Origin of the sequence: Corallincola luteus (assembly GCF_004336975.1) — a bacterium.
Taxonomy (GTDB): Bacteria; Pseudomonadota; Gammaproteobacteria; order Enterobacterales; family Neiellaceae; genus Corallincola; species Corallincola holothuriorum.
Genome location: NZ_SJXE01000001.1, coordinates 889,146 through 908,694, shown reverse-complemented (window position 1 = coordinate 908,694; position 19,549 = coordinate 889,146). Strand labels below are relative to the sequence as shown.

General features: G+C 47.6%; 16 protein-coding genes. 10 read left to right on the top strand and 6 right to left on the bottom strand.

The window, feature by feature from the left end; translation table 11 throughout:
- The first annotated feature begins 525 nt into the window (after positions 1-525).
- On the top strand, positions 526-717 hold the full coding sequence (locus tag EZV61_RS03990) for a hypothetical protein (RefSeq protein ID WP_114338802.1): 192 nt from the start codon (positions 526-528) through the stop codon (positions 715-717).
- Positions 718-964: 247 nt separating this feature from the next.
- Here EZV61_RS03990 and EZV61_RS03985 read toward each other — a convergent pair whose 3' ends face one another.
- Genes EZV61_RS03985 through EZV61_RS03975 form a run of 3 tightly spaced genes read right to left on the bottom strand, consistent with a single transcriptional unit; the run spans position 965 to position 4,097 of the window.
- Positions 965-1,513 carry an HD domain-containing protein gene (locus EZV61_RS03985; protein ID WP_131414406.1) on the bottom strand — a complete coding sequence of 183 codons (549 nt, stop codon included), beginning with the start codon at positions 1,511-1,513 and terminating at the stop codon, positions 965-967.
- Positions 1,510-3,486 carry a cation:proton antiporter domain-containing protein gene (locus EZV61_RS03980; RefSeq protein WP_131414405.1) on the bottom strand — a complete coding sequence of 659 codons (1,977 nt, stop codon included), beginning with the start codon at positions 3,484-3,486 and terminating at the stop codon, positions 1,510-1,512. Before EZV61_RS03980 ends, EZV61_RS03985 begins: the two co-directional genes overlap by 4 nt.
- On the bottom strand, positions 3,483-4,097 hold the full coding sequence (locus EZV61_RS03975) for an NAD(P)H-dependent oxidoreductase (protein WP_131414404.1): 615 nt from the start codon (positions 4,095-4,097) through the stop codon (positions 3,483-3,485). The genes EZV61_RS03980 and EZV61_RS03975 overlap by 4 nt, the downstream gene beginning before the upstream one ends.
- A 251-nt stretch (positions 4,098-4,348) precedes the next feature.
- On the opposite strand from EZV61_RS03975, the gene EZV61_RS03970 reads away from it, so the two are divergent.
- The 7 genes from EZV61_RS03970 (at position 4,349) to EZV61_RS03940 (ending at position 11,706) form a co-directional block, all read left to right on the top strand.
- Positions 4,349-4,978, top strand: coding sequence for a peroxiredoxin-like family protein (locus tag EZV61_RS03970; protein ID WP_131414403.1), 630 nt, complete (start codon positions 4,349-4,351; stop codon positions 4,976-4,978).
- A gap of 158 nt (positions 4,979-5,136) precedes the next feature.
- A complete protein-coding gene (locus tag EZV61_RS03965; RefSeq protein ID WP_131414402.1) occupies positions 5,137-5,571 on the top strand; it encodes a hypothetical protein in 435 nt (144 codons plus the stop codon).
- Positions 5,572-5,786: 215 nt separating this feature from the next.
- Complete coding sequence (locus tag EZV61_RS03960; RefSeq protein WP_131414401.1) at positions 5,787-8,882, top strand: choice-of-anchor Q domain-containing protein; 3,096 nt, start codon at positions 5,787-5,789, stop codon at positions 8,880-8,882.
- A gap of 201 nt (positions 8,883-9,083) precedes the next feature.
- Positions 9,084-9,665 (top strand): hypothetical protein, encoded by a 582-nt coding sequence (locus tag EZV61_RS03955; RefSeq protein ID WP_131414400.1) that lies wholly within the window; start codon positions 9,084-9,086, stop codon positions 9,663-9,665.
- A gap of 95 nt (positions 9,666-9,760) precedes the next feature.
- Complete coding sequence (locus EZV61_RS03950) at positions 9,761-10,132, top strand: hypothetical protein (protein ID WP_165419313.1); 372 nt, start codon at positions 9,761-9,763, stop codon at positions 10,130-10,132.
- A 25-nt stretch (positions 10,133-10,157) separates the two neighbouring features.
- Positions 10,158-10,553, top strand: a complete 396-nt coding sequence (locus EZV61_RS03945) for an MAPEG family protein (protein ID WP_114338809.1) — start codon at positions 10,158-10,160, stop codon at positions 10,551-10,553.
- A gap of 112 nt (positions 10,554-10,665) precedes the next feature.
- A complete protein-coding gene (locus EZV61_RS03940; RefSeq protein ID WP_131414399.1) occupies positions 10,666-11,706 on the top strand; it encodes an isoaspartyl peptidase/L-asparaginase family protein in 1,041 nt (346 codons plus the stop codon).
- A gap of 98 nt (positions 11,707-11,804) precedes the next feature.
- On the opposite strand, the gene EZV61_RS03935 is transcribed toward EZV61_RS03940, so the two are convergent.
- From EZV61_RS03935 to metE, 3 genes are all read right to left on the bottom strand, one after another.
- Positions 11,805-12,161, bottom strand: coding sequence for a hypothetical protein (locus EZV61_RS03935; protein ID WP_131414398.1), 357 nt, complete (start codon positions 12,159-12,161; stop codon positions 11,805-11,807).
- A gap of 127 nt (positions 12,162-12,288) precedes the next feature.
- On the bottom strand, positions 12,289-15,345 hold the full coding sequence (locus EZV61_RS03930) for a reprolysin-like metallopeptidase (RefSeq protein WP_131414397.1): 3,057 nt from the start codon (positions 15,343-15,345) through the stop codon (positions 12,289-12,291).
- A gap of 372 nt (positions 15,346-15,717) precedes the next feature.
- Positions 15,718-18,006 (bottom strand): 5-methyltetrahydropteroyltriglutamate--homocysteine S-methyltransferase, encoded by a 2,289-nt coding sequence (gene metE / locus EZV61_RS03925; protein ID WP_131414396.1) that lies wholly within the window; start codon positions 18,004-18,006, stop codon positions 15,718-15,720.
- 115 nt (positions 18,007-18,121) lie between these two features.
- Here metE and EZV61_RS03920 point away from each other — a divergent pair, with 115 nt between their 5' ends.
- Positions 18,122-19,009, top strand: coding sequence for a LysR family transcriptional regulator (locus EZV61_RS03920; RefSeq protein ID WP_130566546.1), 888 nt, complete (start codon positions 18,122-18,124; stop codon positions 19,007-19,009).
- Positions 19,010-19,154: 145 nt separating this feature from the next.
- A complete protein-coding gene (locus EZV61_RS03915; protein ID WP_114338815.1) occupies positions 19,155-19,502 on the top strand; it encodes a hypothetical protein in 348 nt (115 codons plus the stop codon).
- The last annotated feature ends 47 nt before the right edge of the window (positions 19,503-19,549 follow it).

Sequence of the window (19,549 nt, the reverse complement as noted above, 5' to 3'; positions counted from 1 at the left end):
CTCGCACTATGGTACTGATACCACAACCCTACAATAAAGCCGATCGGCTGTAACTCAGGACACTAGACAGCAATCTAATGAAATATAAGAGACAAACAAAATAGCTAAAAATCATAACGATAAAGTAAAAAAGGCGACTAAAAGCCAGCAGTAAAAAACAGGAAGAAAAGGCAAATTAAAATGTTATCGATACCAAAAAAATGCGCTATTAAAGACAGCCAACATTCAACCTGCCGACTTGGTTGGGCAGATAGCTAAACGGTTCATTTTCGTTGCGACAAAGTGGCATCGCACTGCATCACCAGGATGGTTCTCGGAGATGATTGCAGTGGCACGGGATAAAGCTACGAAATAGTACTTAACCTGCCCACGTGACACTCATCGACCTTTATCCAAAAAGATCGAGCAGGCAACAATCTCAACTAACGAACTGTTACCACCATCAACATATTGACCTTTTTTTATACAAATTAGGGTTAGGTTTTATTAGCCTCAGGATAAATAAGGTTAAATAGGTGGCTAACGATGACACTGAAACAAGACCCGCGTTGCTATAGCAACGTCTGTGTGAATGGACTGTGGTACCACTACGATCACTGCAGCACCCGCGCTTATGTTTTAAGAGGCGGCGCGACACCGGAAGTCACGTTGGCAAAAGAACCGAGAACGGAACAAGAGTTGGTCGAAATGCTGCAAAGTATCACCCCTCCAGCCTAACCAATCGGGATATAAAGCCTTCTTCATCGTCAAGCTACGGGATGAAGAGGGTTACGCAAAGAAACATCTATCAGTTTCCTGCTAGCTTAACTACTCGCTCGTTCATTCCACGCTTGACGATTGCTTGTCATCAGGAATATGAACAATACAGCGCCACGACCAACGGTGGCCATTCGCACATAGAAAAACGCCCTCCCTCAGCCTGACTATCTTGCGGTATTAAGCCACCTCGTCACTCTATGCAGACTCACCACTTCATCATCGGTATGGGGTTAAATGGATTTTTCTTAAAGTGCTGCCAAGCCAGTTGGCGCAAGCGTTGATGAAAGCCGGCATTAGGAAATACCGCCTTAACCTGTTCAATAAAGGGTTTAGGAATGCCTTTGCCGATCTTACCAAACGACACATCCACCAAGTCGGCTTGTCTGAAGATTTCAACCAGCGGAAAACGCGGGTCCGTGTACGGGCGCAGTTTATGATGCATATCGATCATCAATAGTATTTCCTGCTCCCAGTCGACACGCCCTCGTTTTTCCAGGTAATTCTTGGCTAAAGCCATTGAAGGCGGCAAATAGTCGACGGAACCTTCCGGCCATATACCTAAATCATGAAAGCAGGCGGCAATAATCAATTTCTCTCGATCATCACCACGGCACTCATGCAACGCAAAACAGAAGTGCAGCATGCGGTACACATGATTCTTGTAGCCTTGATAATCAGCCATCAAGGCTGTTTGCCAAGAACCAAGTATCTCTTCAATCAGCGGGATCTCAGTTTCTATTTCTGGCTGTTTCATTGTCCGCTCCGCGCCTTACCATCAGTATGACCCGCTTGTTGCGCCTCTAACAAATCATCATATCCAGCTGGGGGTGGCGTCCATCCCCTTTCTTCATGGGAATGTGTATCACTGCGATCTTTCTTCATCGCCTGTACCAGGGCACCATCTAACTTAATAAAGAGTTCTTTGTAACTGGCACTGATCCCCTTCTCATGCTTGGTACTTATCCAGTCCGCACGTAACTCAGGATGGCTTTCCAACTCTACCTGGTTGAAGGCCTGCTTAAGATTTTCAGCCTGAAATGGGTGATACCCGAGCGCCTTCAACGCTTCTCCCCCCATATAAAGTGCCGAATGATAGGTCTCTTTCACAACAATATCCGCGCCGGCATGCTCAAGTTGATACTCATCACCACGGTCAAATGCACGGGCCAGCACCGTTAGATTCGGGTAATGTCGCTTCACTTCTTGCACTAGATGGATCGCGCGTTCTCTGTCGTCAATTGCCACCACCAGTAAGCTGGCCTCATCGATGCCCGCGGTATGTAACAGCTCCAACCGTGTCGCATCACCAAAGTAACTCTTAATACAGATTTGTCTTAGCAAATCAACACGCTGCGCCTCATGATCCAATACTGTGGTAGAGACACCATTGGCTAGTAGCAGGCGATTAACTATCTGACCGAAACGTCCAACGCCCGCGATAATCACCTGTCCCTTTTCGTCAATCACATCCTCTTCTTGCTGCTCATTATTCGCCTTTTCAAGTCGCGGCATCAGCACCTTTTCCAGCAAAATAAACAGCAACGGCGTTAGAAACATGGACAACGCGACCACCATGGCCAATAGCTCGACCATTTCCGGCGTCAGTACATTGACCTGCAACGAAAACGCCAGCAACACAAAACCAAATTCACCCGCTTGAGCCAAACTAAGCGTTAAGATCCAACGATCACTGCCGCGCACTTTAAAAACAATACTCAACAGATAAAGCACCAGCGCTTTGGCAAAAATCACCGCCACCGTCACACCGATAAGAAATCCGAGGTTATCCACTAAGACAGTGAAACTGATCCCTGCCCCAACAGTAATGAAGAATAGCCCCAGCAGCAGACCTTTAAACGGCTCGATATTGGATTCCAGCTCATGCCTAAACTCACTGTTTGCCAACACCACGCCGGCAAGAAAGGTACCGAGCGCTGGTGACAATCCCACCATACTCATTAATGCCGAGATCCCCACCACCAGCGCAAGCGCCGTGGCGGTAAACACCTCTCGCAAACCTGACTTAGCGACAAAGCGAAACAAAGGCGTACTTAAGAATTGGCCCACAATAATCACAATGCTGATCGCACCTATCACTGCTAAGCCATAAATCATGGGGGGTAAATCTGCCAATGAATCATCAGCATGGTGCTCACCTGCAGCGCCAGCCATCTCAGCACCGCCATGGACAAGATCAGCAACAACGTCAGGCTCGGGCATCGCCAAGAAGGGTAAAAATGCCAAAATGGGGATAACGGCAATATCTTGAAACAACAACACAGAAAAGGAACTACGCCCACCTTCGGTATGGGACCAGCCTTTCTCACCATGGCTTTGCAGTACAATCGCTGTCGACGACAGCGCAAATATCAAACCAATAGCGACGGCCATGCGCCAATCAACAGAGAACAACAAAGCCGTGCCTGAAATCAGCAATGCGGAGCCAGCCACCTGCATACCACCCAGCCCGATGAGCTTACTACGCATTTGCCACAGCATTTGCGGCTGCAGCTCTAGCCCCACCAAAAACAGCATGATAACCACACCAAATTCAGCAACGTGCTGTAGCGTTTCAGTTTCAGCCCCAACCAAACCAGTCAAAGGACCGATAACGACACCGGCCACCAAATAGCCCAACACCGAACCTAAACCAAAGCGTTTGGCCAGCGGCACCATAATGACGGCAGCCACCAGATAGACGAATGCTTGCCCTAAATACGCCGTCATATCGCCTCCGATATAAGTTCGTCTAACTGTTCAGTCAGACTGCTCATCTTGCAGCCTTTTTCGATGTCAAAACGCCCTTCGGTCATTGCCAGAAGTAACCTCTGCCATGCGTCGACATGTTGTTTTAGACGCTGTTCTGCAGCAGCTGTGCGTGAACCGAAAAGGGCAAAAGGTGGTAAATACCGCATACCACATACATCCGCCATCTGTTGCAGTGGCTGCAGTAGCTCATCCAAACGGAAATGGTTATACCCTTCTGCTTTGTATGCCTGCTCTGAGCCGCCCGCCGTCAACACATTCAAAAACCACTTGCCCTGCAACGCATCGCCGCCCTGCCCATAAGCGAATCCGTATTCCAATACCAAATCTTGCCATTCTTTTAAGAGCGCGGGCGTGGAGTACCAATACAAGGGAAACATAAAGATAACGATGTCATGGCTTAGCAGTCGCTTCTGCTCTCGATCGATGTTGATGTAGTAATCAGGGTACTCTCGGTATAGATCCACACAGGTCACACCATCGATTTTCTTAGCGGCCTTATAAAGCGGCAGGTTTACCTCTGAGCGATGCTGTGAAGGGTGAGCAAAAAGCAGCAATATCTTTCGTTTCATAACAGCCTGACTCTAGATTTTTCACACTGCAATTAATCATGGCAAAAGATGACTATTAAACAAGCAGTTAGTTTTGTTTGGCTCAACGCACCAAAGCGGCTTCAACAACGTTACATCAGCTCACAACAACACTTTGCTAGGCTTTGCCACTAACCACCTGTTCTTTTTTGACTAGCGCTGAAAGAAAACCAAGCAACAATCGGTCTCGTTGCCCGAGCTACATCTATCTTTTTTACAAGGACAATTTATCCATGTTGAAACAATTTGTCGGCGGACTGCTCGCTGCACTTATTCTCATTCCCACCGCCGTAATGGCAAAAATCGCCGATGACGCAGAATCGGTCAGCCCATTAATGAATGGTCAAACCGTGCCAGATGTTCAGGTGAAAGATCTGCAAGGTACTGCAATTTCTCTACTTGAACTAAGCAAGCAGAAACCTACTGTGATTATTTTCTACCGTGGTGGCTGGTGTCCGTTTTGTAATGCGCAGCTGAGTGGCCTGCAGGAGATAGAATCCAAGTTAGCAAAAATGGGTTATCAATTGCTGGCTATATCGCCAGACACCCCAGTGCAGTTAGCCGAAACCAGTAAAGACCGAGAGCTGGGCTACCAACTGTTGTCGGATCGTTCGTTGGCAGCGAGTCAAGGGTTTGGTCTGGCGTTCTATTTAGATGATAAAACGGCAGAACGTTACCGCGGTAAAATGGGGGCTGTTTTTGCGTCTGAGCAGGGTGATGATCGTATCGTACTGCCGGTACCCGCAGTTTATGTGGTCGATCAACAGGGCTTAGTTCAGTTTAATTATGTCCATCCGAACTACAAAGTCCGCATTCAGCCCGAGCTACTGTTAAAAGCTGCCGAACTGGCGTTACAGAAATAGTGCCCGATTTGACATAGAGATGCCCTTGGCCGCAGCGCTAGGGTATCCGTGAATCGACGATTAATCTTAGGTTTATCACCCCTCCAATTTCCTCCTCCAACATTACACACCTGCTACTCTTATAGTCATCACGCTCACTCTCCAGCCAAGGACGCGCTATGACACCCCATCAATTCCCCAGCCATGGCAAGCTTCAGTTATCGATATCAGAAGGTTTGTTGATCATTGAAGGTGAAGGCCCGGCCAATATGGAAATGATCATGGAGTACCAAGCGCGGGTGCAGAGCTACCGAGAACTACTGCGAGATAATCCCTGGGGCAGTTTGGTGTTGCTGAAAGGGATCCCGCTACTGCCTATCGAAGCCAAAAACGCAATGATTACCACCATTCGACATGCCACAACACTCAACCTAGTAGCAACGGCGGTGGTTATTGCAGATCCGCACTATGCCACGACAGTAGAGAGCTTTTGGACATCTATCTATGAAAATACCGAGCTACCCTACGCCTTCTTTACAAATATTGATGAAGCCAAGCAGTGGCTGCACCATATGATTTCGCAATCCCAGCGAAATGATATAAGCAGTTACTAAAGCCAATCAATTTTAGCTATACAACTTGTGACCCAGCCTCTGCTTGCGCAGGCATTTATGTCTATAGATTTAGTTACCCAAACTTTTTCAAAATCAGTCGGTAATAATACTCTTTCCCTCATTTCTTTAAGCAATAGCTAGAAATTAGCTACTGGCCATAAACCCCTCTACACTGGATAGATGCCGATTGGTTGAAACTTTTCAGGATGTTGCCAATGAAACATGGAAGTATACTAATCATATGTTTGTTACTCACACTGCTTAGCGGATGTAACTCAGACACTGCAAAAGTCGTCGTATCAAGTGTCATTGATGATGAGCCCGATGCGCAACTAGAGATTGACGACTACGAAAAGGAGCAGCTTGGGCGCGAAGCCGTGGATCCCGTCCCCACCCAACTCAGATACACAGGCCTGCGCACCGACGCACAGCTTACGCAAGATAATTTCTCCCATTTTGTATCCGCCTATGGACTACGTCCTCACCTATCTGGGGACACTTTTGAAAGCCTAAAGGCGATGCGATGCCGCAGCGGTTCTGGTTATGCAACCAACGATCTCGGTATTGAAGCCGTCCCCAGCCAGCTCGGCCCCATGATCACGCTTGGCACCTATAAAACCGTTGCCAAGGGCTGCAACATTGGCCAACCAACTTTTGATGGGGACCACTTCATCAATGTGACTTTTAATGGCCAATCGTCAATAGAGATCGAAGAAACAGATCCAGAAATGGGTCCCAAAAGCTTACGCTATCATTTTGACCGCTGGCGAGTGACCTATGCTGATGGCAGCTTTATCCAGTATGACGGCGTGGTGCAATTGATACGTAAGAGTGAACATCGCTGTGACCAAGTTCAGGTTTTCAATATTAGCGTCACTACAAACATGGAGGATGAAGGCGTTCTGCTCGAAGAGCTGGTCGTCGACACCGATTGCAAACCGGCAGACAATATCTCTTCGAAGCACCTCAAACACACAAAGATCACCGGCAATATCTATCACCATAAATTAGGTAAGGTAACGATCTCGTCCGATGATGCCATATTCAACATAGAATATGGCAACTCCAACACAGCCCCCGGCGGTTATAGAAGTGTGTCGGATAATGCGGGCCTCAACAGTTATGTCTTTTTTAGTGATATTCCGGGGGTTATTGATTATCAGTCGGATGGAACGATCTCACTCTCCACACCAACGACGGCAGTCACCCTAACCAATCGAATAGAACCTGATAAAGAGCCTGAATATCGCAGATCTACAACCCCCATAGACATCTTCCTCACGCCTGTTCAAGAAGAGCCTCAACTCATTGCAGAGGTACCATCCTGGTTTGTTTATTATGCTGATCCTTTAGATTTGAACGACACAGACAACGACGGCATGTGGAATAGCTGGGAATCTATCTATGGCTTAGATCCGGAAATAGATGACGCATCCATCGACACGGATGGTGAAGGGCTCACAAATCTTGAGGAGTTTCAGTTCTTCACTAACCCACAAGATCCCTCCACGGGAACGGGCAGCGCAAAACTTAAAGGTTTTAGCATCGAATATATTGGACCGACACCGACCCAACGTGAGTTTTTTGGTGACAGTCGCGAGTACTTTATACCCTATGGTTACTCGCAACCGTTTGTTTTCGAGATGTCCGCCGAGTTCACCACCACATTCGCTCAGTTAGTGCCCAACATTGACATGACGGTTCAATTTCCAGAAGGTCGTGATAGCTATGAGTTAGACACGGAACTCGACTGTGCCGTGGTCAGTGACGAGCTAGGCAACCGTATAGAATGCCCACTACTACCAACAAAATTTTCCGCATTCGCCCGCGCTCCAAAAAATAAACTGACCATAACGGGGGGCGAGGTTGCACATAGCAGCTGTGCAGTACTTAAGACGCAATCAACACGTCCCCTCGATCCGCCTTGGGATGCGAATGACTTTTGCTACGTTGCTCTTGGTAAACCATTACCACCAAACGTCGCTTCCAGCAGCCAAGCTTATATTCTTGATGATCTCTGGGTGGAAAACTTGTTCTATCCCATTCAACTTGAGCCCGTCACTTACGCTGAGGCCGATAGCTACACAGTGACGATCGAGATGGATGAAAACAAAGTAGCCGTTGCCCCACTCAGCTTTCGCGCAGGGTTAAATGGGGCTAAATGCAGCATCGAGGGGCCGCTAAAACTAACATGTCAGGGTAGCCTCACCGACATAAATGACGTCGCTATCAAGTACAAGGTGCCGGAGACTCAAGGCAGCGTGAAAGTACAAATGGAGATAACGTCACTGTTTTCTTCTGGCACCAGCATTGAGAGTAAAGTAGAGCGAACCCTGGCATTTGGCCAAAGTACTGACACTTTACAATCGCTGATTAATGATGCTATTTCGGCTTCAGCAACTGAACTTGTGTTGCCCGAAGGTATTTATATTGGCGCTCTGAATATTGCTGAGGAGATCAACCTCCGAGGAGATAACACGGCAGTTTGGTTGACTAAAACCAATTATCAGGGAAAACACAGCTCATATACCATTGAAAACCCACAATCTCTTCGCTTAGCCAATATCGAGCTCTATCTCAGAGACATGCCACTCACCCTAAACAGCGGCATAGTCGACAACAGTGACATTACTGTACTGGGAAAAGTGTCCAAAGAGGCTTTTCTCGCTGATGGTCTTTGCGATGGTTCGCTAGTCATAAGCTCAAATCACATCACGGTTGAACAAAGCCACATCATGTACGACGAAAGCACCGATGATACGGCGCTAATAAGGGTGGCTTCATCGGCTCAAAATAGTCATTGCACGAGAGAATTTAAGAATAACGTCGTTAGAGGGAAAGGGATGGGGCACACCCTGTTTTTTGACCAGAGCGTACATGGTTCAGAGATGCGCAATGACAGTTATAATAACGTGATAGCTAACAATACGCTGATTGATTTACCAAGTTTGTTAAAGCTAGATAACCCTGATAACACCTCCTCCTTAGTCGCCAATAATTTGCAACTACTCAATCACTTACAAGATGCTGCAGAATTGATAGAGTTAAATGTCAATCAAGTTATCGGCTCTCCCGCGGCATTCATTGACCTACGCGGGAATATGTTGATGTTCTCAGCCCCGTTCCAAGCAGAAGCAAACTATGTTGTGCCGCCTGAGATCCCTTTTCCTGACCTAATAGTGCCGTCACCTGATTCAGCCACCGTTGATCTAGGCATTGACTTAACAGAGTGGTTGCATACTGATGTAGAGGGAAATCCAAGACCTAGTGGAGAATTTTTCGACATTGGAGCTTACGAGTATCAGCAATAGATAATGACCGTCGACATCTTCCTGCTAAAAAAAAGCCATCAACTACCCATGGGGGCACCAAATCGAGGTGTCCTCTCTTTGTTTACTCTGCCAAAACCGGATACAAGCCAATACAACGAATCTAGGTTAGGATGGTTGCAACGCTAACGTGCTGGAATTGGACAGCACAGAATTTGGGTGAGTCTTATCAGTAACGCAGCCGTGATTAACAGCCAAGAAAAGTCTGTCGGAAAGGTCTTTTATATTCTTGCCGGACTCATGTTCACAGTGTGCCTGTTATCAGCTATTTCAATCATACGAAACGAAATATCACTCAAACCGCTGTTTTTTATCACACCATTTTTGGCGATGACCGGCCTGTTTTTCTTAATCGGAAAGTTCCAAAACCGAAAATTTATGATGCTCGGCATCACGCCACTCACGCTTCACGTCGAGCGCAGTTCAGAGTCGACTCTTTTAAGCGGAACAATATCAATCAACCAACCCGACTTTCAGCGAATAACCACATTAAAATTATCCTCTATATGCACATCCCACAGTCAAACCTCGGGCAATAGTGCTGCAGAGCTTTGGTCTACCACCACAACCGTTGAGATTGAGTTACAGGCAGGAAAATCTCTGCTTCATTTTCGTTTTGATGTACCTAAAGATGAAATCATCAGAACCAACAATCCTCTGAGCAACAATAGCTTTCATTGGGAAATTGGCTTTCAGTATGTCTATCGAATGGAAAATATCACCCGAACCTGGAAGATCCCGGTGAAAGTGCTGCTTGCATCGTAAGCAAATAAAAACACTCATTAATATAGATGTCACACGGGCTATCTAGCTTAACCAAAACGCCGAAGACAGAACAAACATATATAAGGAACACTACTTTGCCGATTAGTCAGAACCAGATGCATACGGTATTAACAGAGCTCGGCTGCCGTACCAATTTTAGTATCAAAAAAATCACTGAATATATGCTGCCAGATTCAAAAGAAGCGTTTTATATGTTTGTCGAAAATGACGCTGCACAACTGATTATTCGTCCAGCCTACGAGCTATTCCTAAGTGACTTGAACAGCATTGATGGCGTTAAGTCCAAAGCGGGCTATTGTCATTACTCTGAAATGACGCGATTTCCAACCCGAGTTCACAAATCCGCCAACCCTATCCATTATGGTATTGCGTTCACCTTTAAAGATGAAAACGCGGCAAAGTGCTGCGTAGAAAAATTAATAGCGATCACCCAAGGACACGGCTAACTTCCCATATCTGGAGGATAACGAAATGCTCTACCCAATGTTTGCCATGGTGATGTTAACCATGCTGGTGCTTGTCTACATGGCAGTGATCCGCGTACGCTCGGTAGCCAATAAGCAAGTCGATGCCAAATATTTCCGCCTGATGGAGGGTGACGGACTGCCCCGCCATGTGGCTCAGGCTGGACGCCATGTCGCTAACCTGTTCGAAACACCCGTGTTATTTTATGCGGCAGGCATTTTAACCATTGTCATGAATCTTTCTGGCACACTCACCATCGCCTTAGGCTGGGCTTATGTGGGGTGCCGCCTCGTCCACGCCGCGATCCACCTCACTTACAATCACCCCCTGCACCGCATGCTGGCTTTTGTTCTTAGTTTGTTATGCATCATGGGGCTATGGCTGATTTTGATTATTAAATAGCAGCCAAAAGAGTGGCGCATCTCTTTACGAAATTTAGCCTTTTCAAATAAAGAAGTATGGTTAAATGGTGCTACGCAACACATTATCTTTTCAGTAGATACGGGCGAATGTAATGAGAGCTTGTTTAACGATCCTCGCAGTATTAGCAATCAACTTATTAATACCAACATGCCATGCTCAGGACGAAACGGCCGTGCCCATCACCATCGTCATTCATGGTGGCGCCGGTACCATAGAGAAGGCCAAATTCACGCCGCAGCAAGAGCAAGCTTATCGTGCCACACTGAAACAAGCGGTAGAGGCCGGCTATGCCGTACTGAAGAGAGGCGGAAAGAGTCTCGATGCCGTCACCACGGCTATTAACGTACTTGAAAGCTCTCCCTATTTTAACGCCGGTGTCGGTGCGGTTTATACCGCCGAAGAAACCCATGAGCTGGATGCTTCAATTATGGATGGCAGCAACCGTCAAGCCGGTGCCGTTGCTGGCGTCAAACATGTCGAACACCCGATCGATCTGGCCAAACTGGTTATGGAACGCTCACCCCATGTCATGCTCAGTGGTGAAGGAGCTGAAGCGTTTGCTAAAGCCTGCGGCGTAACTATGGTCGACAACGCCATGTTCAACACCGAGCATAGATATGAAGCACTCCTGAAAACCAAAAAGAAGCTACGTGATGCAATGGAGAAAACACCCGACTATCAAGCCGCACACGACTTACTCGACCCTAAATTCAAAATGGGTACGGTCGGCGCCGTCGCCTTAGATAGCTTGGGCAATCTGGCAGCAGGTACTTCCACGGGCGGCATGACTAACAAACAGTTTGGCCGCGTCGGTGACTCGCCGATCATTGGCGCAGGCACCTTTGCTGACAACGCCTCCTGTGCGGTTTCTGCCACCGGTCATGGCGAATACTTCATCCGTTATGCCGTGGCTTCTGATATCTGCGCCCGCGTGGCCTACCAAGATAAAACCATTGAACAAGCAGGCTATGAGGTGATCCACCAAGTGCTTCCCGAAGCGGGTGGGACGGGTGGTGTCATCATCCTGGATAGCCAAGGCAACATCAGCATGCCATTCAACACCGCGGGTATGTACCGTGCTTATAAAAACAGCTCGGAAAACACCTATGTAGCTATTTTTAAAGACGAGTAACTATCTCTAACACCTCGATTTTTATAGCTTATTCGTGGTAACAATGCGCATGGGGAAACTGGAGGCCTGCTTTAAAAAAGGCTTCCACTAAAGCAGAATTACTGACCCGGTCCACTTTCCGGTGGTGGACCACCAACACCGCCGTTTGGCCCCGATTGCGCATCATCTGCAAACAGCGCTGGGGATACCTCCTCAGGGGGCGGTGATGATGGATTAATTTCATCGACGGGCACCTCTGGTGGCACTGGCATAGCCGCTTCAGCATCTTCAAGTCCTGGCGGCATAGGGTCTAAAATTGCTTCTTCAGGAGTAACTTCAGGACGAGATAAGTTGTCAGCATGCTTTAACACTTTTTTGTCGGCAGGCTTGCCTACATTAAGAGTCAATTGGCTGACTACACCGATCACGATTAACGTGATAATGCTTCCACCAATCACCCATTTTATATTTGCCATTAATAACTACCTAGTTAATGAATAGGTTGATTTTGAACCATGAGTTTTAGATTAAGACGTCTGAACAGTAAAATAAGCGCAGCTTCATTGAGGGACGACCTTGATAAAGCTGCGCTTCTGAACGAACTTACTTAACGATACTCAAAGTGTAACTACCACCACCTTGCGTGCTATAAACGCGATAGTAGTAATAACCTGAACCGGCTTGATAACTGATGGATTCGCTAGAATCTCCGCTATTAGAAACACGGATCCGAACCCAGTTACGACCATTCCACTTATACAGGTATAAATCAAAGTTAGCGTTTTCAGGCCCTTCCAGTGTCGCCGTTAACGTACCACCGTTGTATTGGAAGTAGTTCCCGTTTGGCTCAACAACACTGCCGCCAGAACTAGAGATAACCCCCTGATAAACATCACCTCCTCCCGTTAACTGAATCGTGGCGTAGGCAGACGCTTTACCTCTATCTCCGCATTCATTGATAGCAATAATACGCGCGTAGGCTGTTCGCTCACTGACGCCTGTAACGGTGAAAGTGGTTTCAGTGGTGGTTTGGTAGTTCAGCCATTCACTTCCACTCCAGGTTTGCACCTGGTAAGAAGCTGCACCATTCACTGAGCCCCATGAAAGGGTATATGCCGCACCACCAACATCGGTGACAGTGGGTCGATTTGTGGCAGGCAGTTCATCACAGGGTTCAGCAACAAGATTGATCGTCACATAACCAGATGCATCACTAAGCGAGCCACAATTGCTTGCCGCAATAACACGGAGATAAACGACGGCATCCGTCTCATCGTTTACCGTCAATTGAGTCTCTGTGACGCTCCTAAAATCTTGCCACTGCTTGGCTGTATCGTTCCAACGCTGCACTTGATACAACGCTGCGCCATTAACGGCGTTCCAAGAAATGGTATAGGAGTTTGCGCCCACATTACTTGCAACCGGTGTTGATGGCTTCACTGGTGCGGTACATGGTTCACCGCTCAAATCGACTTCAACATAGGCTGAAGCTGTCCCTCGTTCAGCACAGCTATTCACACCAATAACACGTGCATATGACATCGCCTGCTCATCAGAAATAGTCGCTGTCATTAGTTCGGTTACTGAGTAGTCTTGCCACTCATCGCCTTCCTTCCAGGTTTGAACTTGATAGGTTTCGGCGTTAGCAGCGGCGCTCCAACTGATTGTGTATGTATTCGTATCGATGACATCAGCAGTTGGCTGATTCGGCGTGGCAGGTATTTGGCACTGACTTCCACCATCGGAATCAATAGCAAAGTCATTCGCGCTGACCGCAAAAAACACGTTATCACTACAGCTTACTTTGACACGAGCAGCTGACACTTTCTGGTTGGGAAATACCACTGATGCGCTGCCACTATTCGCAACGCCCGAAGCCAACGTTTGACTGAACGTTGCACCACCATTGGTAGACAAGGCGATATCAACACTTGCACAACTGATAGGTGCGCCCGACGTACCCGCCGTATTCCAGGTAATATCACGAGTACCCGCAGCCACGCTCTCTCCGCCGTTGGGATAGGTCATGGCAAAGGCTGCACCGGTATTTTTAACCGTCACCTTCGTTGTGTCATAATGTGTGCCCCCTTTGCCATCTCGCACGATCAAACGGAATGTCATATCGCGATTGGTTGTAGGGTAAGACTCCCCAAGTACCGTTGAACCGTCCAACACATCCTGCATTCTCGGGAAGGTTCTTGATGGTTCATTCGTTGGTTTCCAGGCCCGGAAGATCGTCCGCTGACCATCATCACGAATATCACTGGCATCATCTTCACGCGGCCCCAGATCAAATTGTTGCCACTCATAAGTGAGCGTGTCACTCTCGCCATCAGACGCCGAGCCAGTCAAGGTAAACGGTGTATTCGCAGGAATAGTGTAGTTGGTGCCTGCGTTGACTAAAGGCACAGAATTACCTGTCGATGAGTTCTGTGAGCAATTGCCGCCACTGGCAATGTAGCTACGGATTTGATCCAGTGAACGAGAATGGAAAAACGGATCTGAATTGTTTTGTGTATTAATGCCGCTACAGATACCGGCATAGCCCATGATCGTACTACCACTGCCCGGCTCATAAGCGCTGCCACTCGCACGGTTACCGTTACATGACCCCCTGTAACCATTAAACGTATGGTCGCCACCAAACTGGTGACCAATTTCGTGAGCAACGTAATCTACGTGAAAAGAGTCATTAACCGGATACCCACTGCCTGTGGTTCCGCCCGCTTTATAACTAGAACACACCGCTCCCAAATAGGCTAACCCACCACTACCCGTTGTCACAACGTGGCCGATATCATAGGCGTTAGATCCAATACGACTATTGATAGCACTGGCGTTACGATCAATATCGCCGCCATCATTACTAAATGGATCGGTGCTGGGGTTTGTGAAAATAAGCTGGTCATTCTCAGGGACCAGTGTCAAGTGAATACCGAGTTCAGACATATAGATACCATCCACCCGGTTGATCATGGTGACGACAGCAGCTAAGCCGCTTTCAACAGTACCCCCATGAAACTGCGTGTACTCGCCGTTAGCCGATACAGCAATACGATATGTTCGTTTTAATACTGCATCTCCCGCCGCGGCAGCTACCACGATTTGCTCTGCACGTTCAGCAAGAGGGATCAAACGTGGTGCATGACGATCTTGTTTCACCTGCTCAGACAGAGGTAACGCATCCGTGCGTCGATAAGAAATATATTCACGTTTATTACTACGATATTCAGGATCAATAAATAACACATCACCGTCACGTACTAGCATGCCGTGAAAACCGGAAGGTGTGATTTCAAAACGCGCCCAATTATCAGGTTCACCAGACTCAACGCCGGTAAAAGTCCGCATATTAGGAAACTTTTTGCGGAGTGACTCAGGTAAAACATCTGAAGGAGTCAAAATAAAGTCTGAGAAGGTGCCATCTGGTAAAGGCAATGTAATGACAGTGTCGCCATCAACGTTTAACAGTAAATCACTCAATGCATCAATATCGACAGCATAACGACTACCGTCACTTGAGCGGCTAGCCAACTCAGTCATTTCAACTTTTACTCGCTTTGCCTTAGTGATAGGTTGCCAATCACTAAACTGACTTGCGTGTGCGAGTGAGGAGGATAGGCCAAACGCCAACAGCATCCCCGCATAAAGTTTTTTCATAAATAGACCCTACATTTAATTAGAAATTATTTATCTGGCAATATAAATAAGAAAACTAATTTAGAATAAGTATTAATATATTTAAACGAATCCAGAGAAACATAATTCTTTCTTATTAAAAACATTCGGTCAACATAAAGCTAACAGAACAAAAACAACAAGTTACCCTAATACAGGGAGTGCTTTAAATAGGATAAATTAAATAACAAGAATAAGATTTAGGGTGAGAGTGAGAAATAAAAACCTAAACAAGTAAAATTAAATATAAATGCTTAACTCTAAACTTTTCCAAAAGAAATAACGCCAAAAGTATTTGGCGTTATTTATAATAAACATAATCTCTGTATCTACTAATCTAGAGTCAAGTTGGCGTTATACTGCTTCAGCATAAGACTCTCGCAGTTGCTCTGCTGCCTGCACCATATTTTTAAGTGCTGGCTTCACCTCTTCCCAGCGCCGAGTTTTAAGACCACAATCAGGATTTACCCACAACCGTTCAGCTGGGATCCGCTCTGCCGCTAGCTGCATCAACTCAACCATCTGTTCGGCACTCGGTACATTTGGCGAATGAATGTCGTAGACACCGGGACCGATCTGGTTGGGATAACTGAACTGATCAAAGGCATCCAGTAACACCATATCGGAACGCGATGTTTCAATGGTGATGACATCGGCGTCCATCGCCGCGATCGACGGCATGATGTCATTGAAGTCCGAGTAGCACATATGGGTATGGATCTGCGTACTGTCGGCCACGCCGTTCGCAGCCAAACGGAAGCTACCGACAGCCCAATCTAAATAGTGCTGCCACTCACTGCGCCGCAGCGGTAAGCCCTCTCGCAATGCCGCTTCATCGATCTGAATAATGTTCACACCGGCAGCTTCCAGCGCTTGCACCTCATCACGAATAGCCAATGCCAGCTGACGACAGGTTTGTTCACGAGATTGATCATCCCTAACGAATGACCAGTTAAGCATAGTGACGGGACCTGTAAGCATGCCTTTCATTGGCTTGTTCGTTAGTGAACGGGCGTAGCTTGTCCAATCAACAGTCAGTGCTTGAGTACGGGCAATGTCACCGTAAATAATGGGCGGTTTTACACAACGGGAACCGTAAGACTGAACCCAGCCATATTTCGAAAAGCCATAGCCAGAAAGCTGCTCACCGAAGTACTCCACCATGTCATTTCGTTCAGGCTCTCCGTGCACAAACACATCCAACCCCAACGCTTCTTGTTCAGCCACACAAGCGGCTATCTCTTGTTGTACCTTGGTTTTGTAGTCTTGCTCTGTCAGATCACCCGCTTTGAACTGGCGGCGAATAGCGCGGATCTCCGCGGTTTGCGGAAAAGAGCCGATGGTGGTCGTAGGGAATAACGGTAGATCCAACGCTTTTTTCTGCTGTGCCGCACGGGCAGTGTAGCCAGAATAGCGCTCCGCATCAGACTCATTAACCCCCTGCAGGCGTCGCTGCACCGCGTCACAGTGAACTAAATCAGACTGGCGGCGACTGTCGATAGCCAGCTGATTTTCCTTCAACTGACGTGCCACTTTGTCTTCGCCGTCACTTAACGCAACAGCAAGTAAATTCAACTCCTCCAGCTTTTGTTGCGCAAATGCCAACCACGAGCGCAAAGTAGGATCCATCGCCGCTTCGGTACTCAGATCAACCGGAACATGCAATAGCGAACAGGAGGGTGCTAACCACAAACGCCCTTTTAATTGCTGATAAATAGGTTGTAGCCAGTTCAACGTCTGCTTCAAATCGGTCTTCCAGACATTGCGGCCGTTAATCACCCCCACCGATAAAACTTGATCGTTGGTTAGGCGTTGCACCAACCCATCGACTTCATCACCACAAGCCAAGCCATCGACATGCAGCCCTGCAACGGGCAGCGATACCGCCAGTGCCAAATTGTCTTTAAGTGCACCAAAGTAAGTAGCCAGCAACACGTTCGCTGGAGAAGCCGCCAAAGCAGCATAACTTTGCTGCAACGCCTGCTGCCAATCGAGATCAAGCTCGGTCACCAGGATCGGTTCATCTATCTGAACCCAACTCACCCCTGCTTCAAACAACAAATTCAGCAGGGCCAGATATTGCGGCAGCAATTTACTCAGCAATGACAACTTATCGGTATCGTCTTTAACTTTACTCAGCCAAAGATAGGTAACTGGGCCGATAATTACCGGCTTGGCACGATAACCAGCGGCCTGCGCTTCCTTAACCTGTTGCAACAAGCGTTCAGGATCCAACGAAAACGCAGTATCACCATCAATTTCGGGCACAATATAGTGATAATTGGTATCAAACCATTTGGTCATCTCGCCTGCTCGAACGCAGCTACAATCGCTGTCACCTGCCGTTCTGCCGCGTGCAATACGAAAATACTTATCCAGCACAGAGCCTTGGCTTTGCTGCACCCGCGCAGGCAGATGACCAAGCATCACACTCATGTCCAATACCTGATCATAGAACGAGAAATCCCCCACAGGCACAAAGCTCAACTTACTCTGATGCTGCCAGTGTCGGATCCGCAGTTGGCGGCCAGTATCCGTTAAATCCTTCGCAGAACTCTCACCGCGCCAAAAAGATTCAAGTGCGAATTTGAGCTCGCGATGGCTGCCGATACGAGGAAAGCCGAGGTTATGAGTGGTGATCATTAGTTGTCTCCAGCAATATTCATTTGATAGACGTATGCTAGAGCCTTGCAATGGTGAGGAATATTGATAATTTATTATCAATAGATGAATTTAATTCATAAAAAGGATCGCAACCATGCTTGACCGGCATCACCTGAACATCCTCCGCGCGATCGATCAGCATGGCACCCTCACAGAGGCAGCCATACAGCTATGCCTGACACAATCAGCCCTGACTCACGCGATCAAAAAACTGGAACAAAAAACCGGTGTCACGCTGTGGCAAAAGCACGGGCGACGCTTACAGTTAACCGAAGCGGGAAGTTATCTGTTGTCACTCGCCAATCGCTTGCTACCGCAGTTCGAGCACGCTGAACGCACACTGCAGCAGTTTGCCGACGGTCAACGTGGCAGCCTGCGCATCGGGATGGAGTGCCACCCCTGCTATCGCTGGCTACTTAAAGTCGTGTCGCCTTACATGCAGCGTTGGCCTGATGTCGATCTGGATGTACGCCAGGAATTTCAGTTCGGCGGTATCAGCGCACTTTTCTCTCATGATATCGATCTGCTTATTACCCCCGATCCGATCCAGCGAGAGGGCGTCTTATTTAGCCCTGTATTTGAATATGAGCAGGTCTTAGTGGTGCATAAGGACAATCCATTAAGTAGTGTTACGCAGCTTACGCCAGAGATGCTAAGCGACCAGACGCTAATTACTTACCCGGTAGCAAAAGAGCGTTTAGATATCTTCAGCCAGTTTCTCCAACCCGCGCAAGTGATGCCGAAGCAACATAAGACCGTCGAAACCGCCGACATCATGTTGCAGATGGTGGCTGCGGGGCGAGCAGTGTCTGCCCTGCCCGCGTGGTTATTTGAAGAAACCGCACAAGGCCTGCCTATCGAAGCAATCAGCATTGGTCAACAAGGGATCCATAAACAAATAGCCGTGGGCATAAGACAAAGCGATGCCGATCTCACCCACCTGAAGAGCTTCGTTGAACTGGCCCGTCAAACCAAACGATAAAGCATCAGCCTATTGCGACAGATCAAACTAACCGATGAGTTACCTTGACGGACACCCAAAACAAGGCAATGATAATCATTATCATTCGTATCTTGCTGTTTTTTAGATCGTTCGTTCGCGTAAATCCGACACATAGGGGCTCATTATGTATCTCTCTCAACCTGCTCAACCCTCTCTTCCAGCGGCAGTGCTTCAAGGTGAAGATAAAGATGCACAAGCTGCATTAGAAAACTGGCTTGCAACGCAACCGCTCCATCCGGGTGAGACCTCTGAACTTATGTGGTTTATTCATCTGGAGCGAATCAGTCAACTGATGCACGTGCTTACTGATGAGCAACTAGAGCACGAGCGCAGAGCTATCTGCCTACACTACGCATTCAAGCCACTGCTCGCACTGCGTGAACAAGCCAACAGCGAGATCCAAAAAAGCTACGTCAATGAACTGATGATGAACCTGATGGCGAAAGGTCGTTATTTGCATCGGCAGTGTTAGTTCTGCGCCCAGTTTCGAATTGTACTGTAGAAAACACAGCGACTAGA

Coding starts and splice junctions, on each gene's coding strand:
- EZV61_RS03970 (WP_131414403.1), top strand. CDS start 4,349: ATGTTGAAACAATTTGTCGGCGGACTGCTCGCTGCACTTATTCTCATT.
- EZV61_RS03945 (WP_114338809.1), top strand. CDS start 10,158: ATGCTCTACCCAATGTTTGCCATGGTGATGTTAACCATGCTGGTGCTT.
- EZV61_RS03935 (WP_131414398.1), bottom strand. CDS start 12,161: ATGGCAAATATAAAATGGGTGATTGGTGGAAGCATTATCACGTTAATC.
- EZV61_RS03920 (WP_130566546.1), top strand. CDS start 18,122: ATGCTTGACCGGCATCACCTGAACATCCTCCGCGCGATCGATCAGCAT.
- metE (WP_131414396.1), bottom strand. CDS start 18,006: ATGATCACCACTCATAACCTCGGCTTTCCTCGTATCGGCAGCCATCGC.
- EZV61_RS03990 (WP_114338802.1), top strand. CDS start 526: ATGACACTGAAACAAGACCCGCGTTGCTATAGCAACGTCTGTGTGAAT.
- EZV61_RS03915 (WP_114338815.1), top strand. CDS start 19,155: ATGTATCTCTCTCAACCTGCTCAACCCTCTCTTCCAGCGGCAGTGCTT.
- EZV61_RS03975 (WP_131414404.1), bottom strand. CDS start 4,097: ATGAAACGAAAGATATTGCTGCTTTTTGCTCACCCTTCACAGCATCGC.
- EZV61_RS03930 (WP_131414397.1), bottom strand. CDS start 15,345: ATGAAAAAACTTTATGCGGGGATGCTGTTGGCGTTTGGCCTATCCTCC.
- EZV61_RS03940 (WP_131414399.1), top strand. CDS start 10,666: ATGAGAGCTTGTTTAACGATCCTCGCAGTATTAGCAATCAACTTATTA.
- EZV61_RS03965 (WP_131414402.1), top strand. CDS start 5,137: ATGACACCCCATCAATTCCCCAGCCATGGCAAGCTTCAGTTATCGATA.
- EZV61_RS03960 (WP_131414401.1), top strand. CDS start 5,787: ATGAAACATGGAAGTATACTAATCATATGTTTGTTACTCACACTGCTT.
- EZV61_RS03985 (WP_131414406.1), bottom strand. CDS start 1,513: ATGAAACAGCCAGAAATAGAAACTGAGATCCCGCTGATTGAAGAGATA.
- EZV61_RS03980 (WP_131414405.1), bottom strand. CDS start 3,486: ATGACGGCGTATTTAGGGCAAGCATTCGTCTATCTGGTGGCTGCCGTC.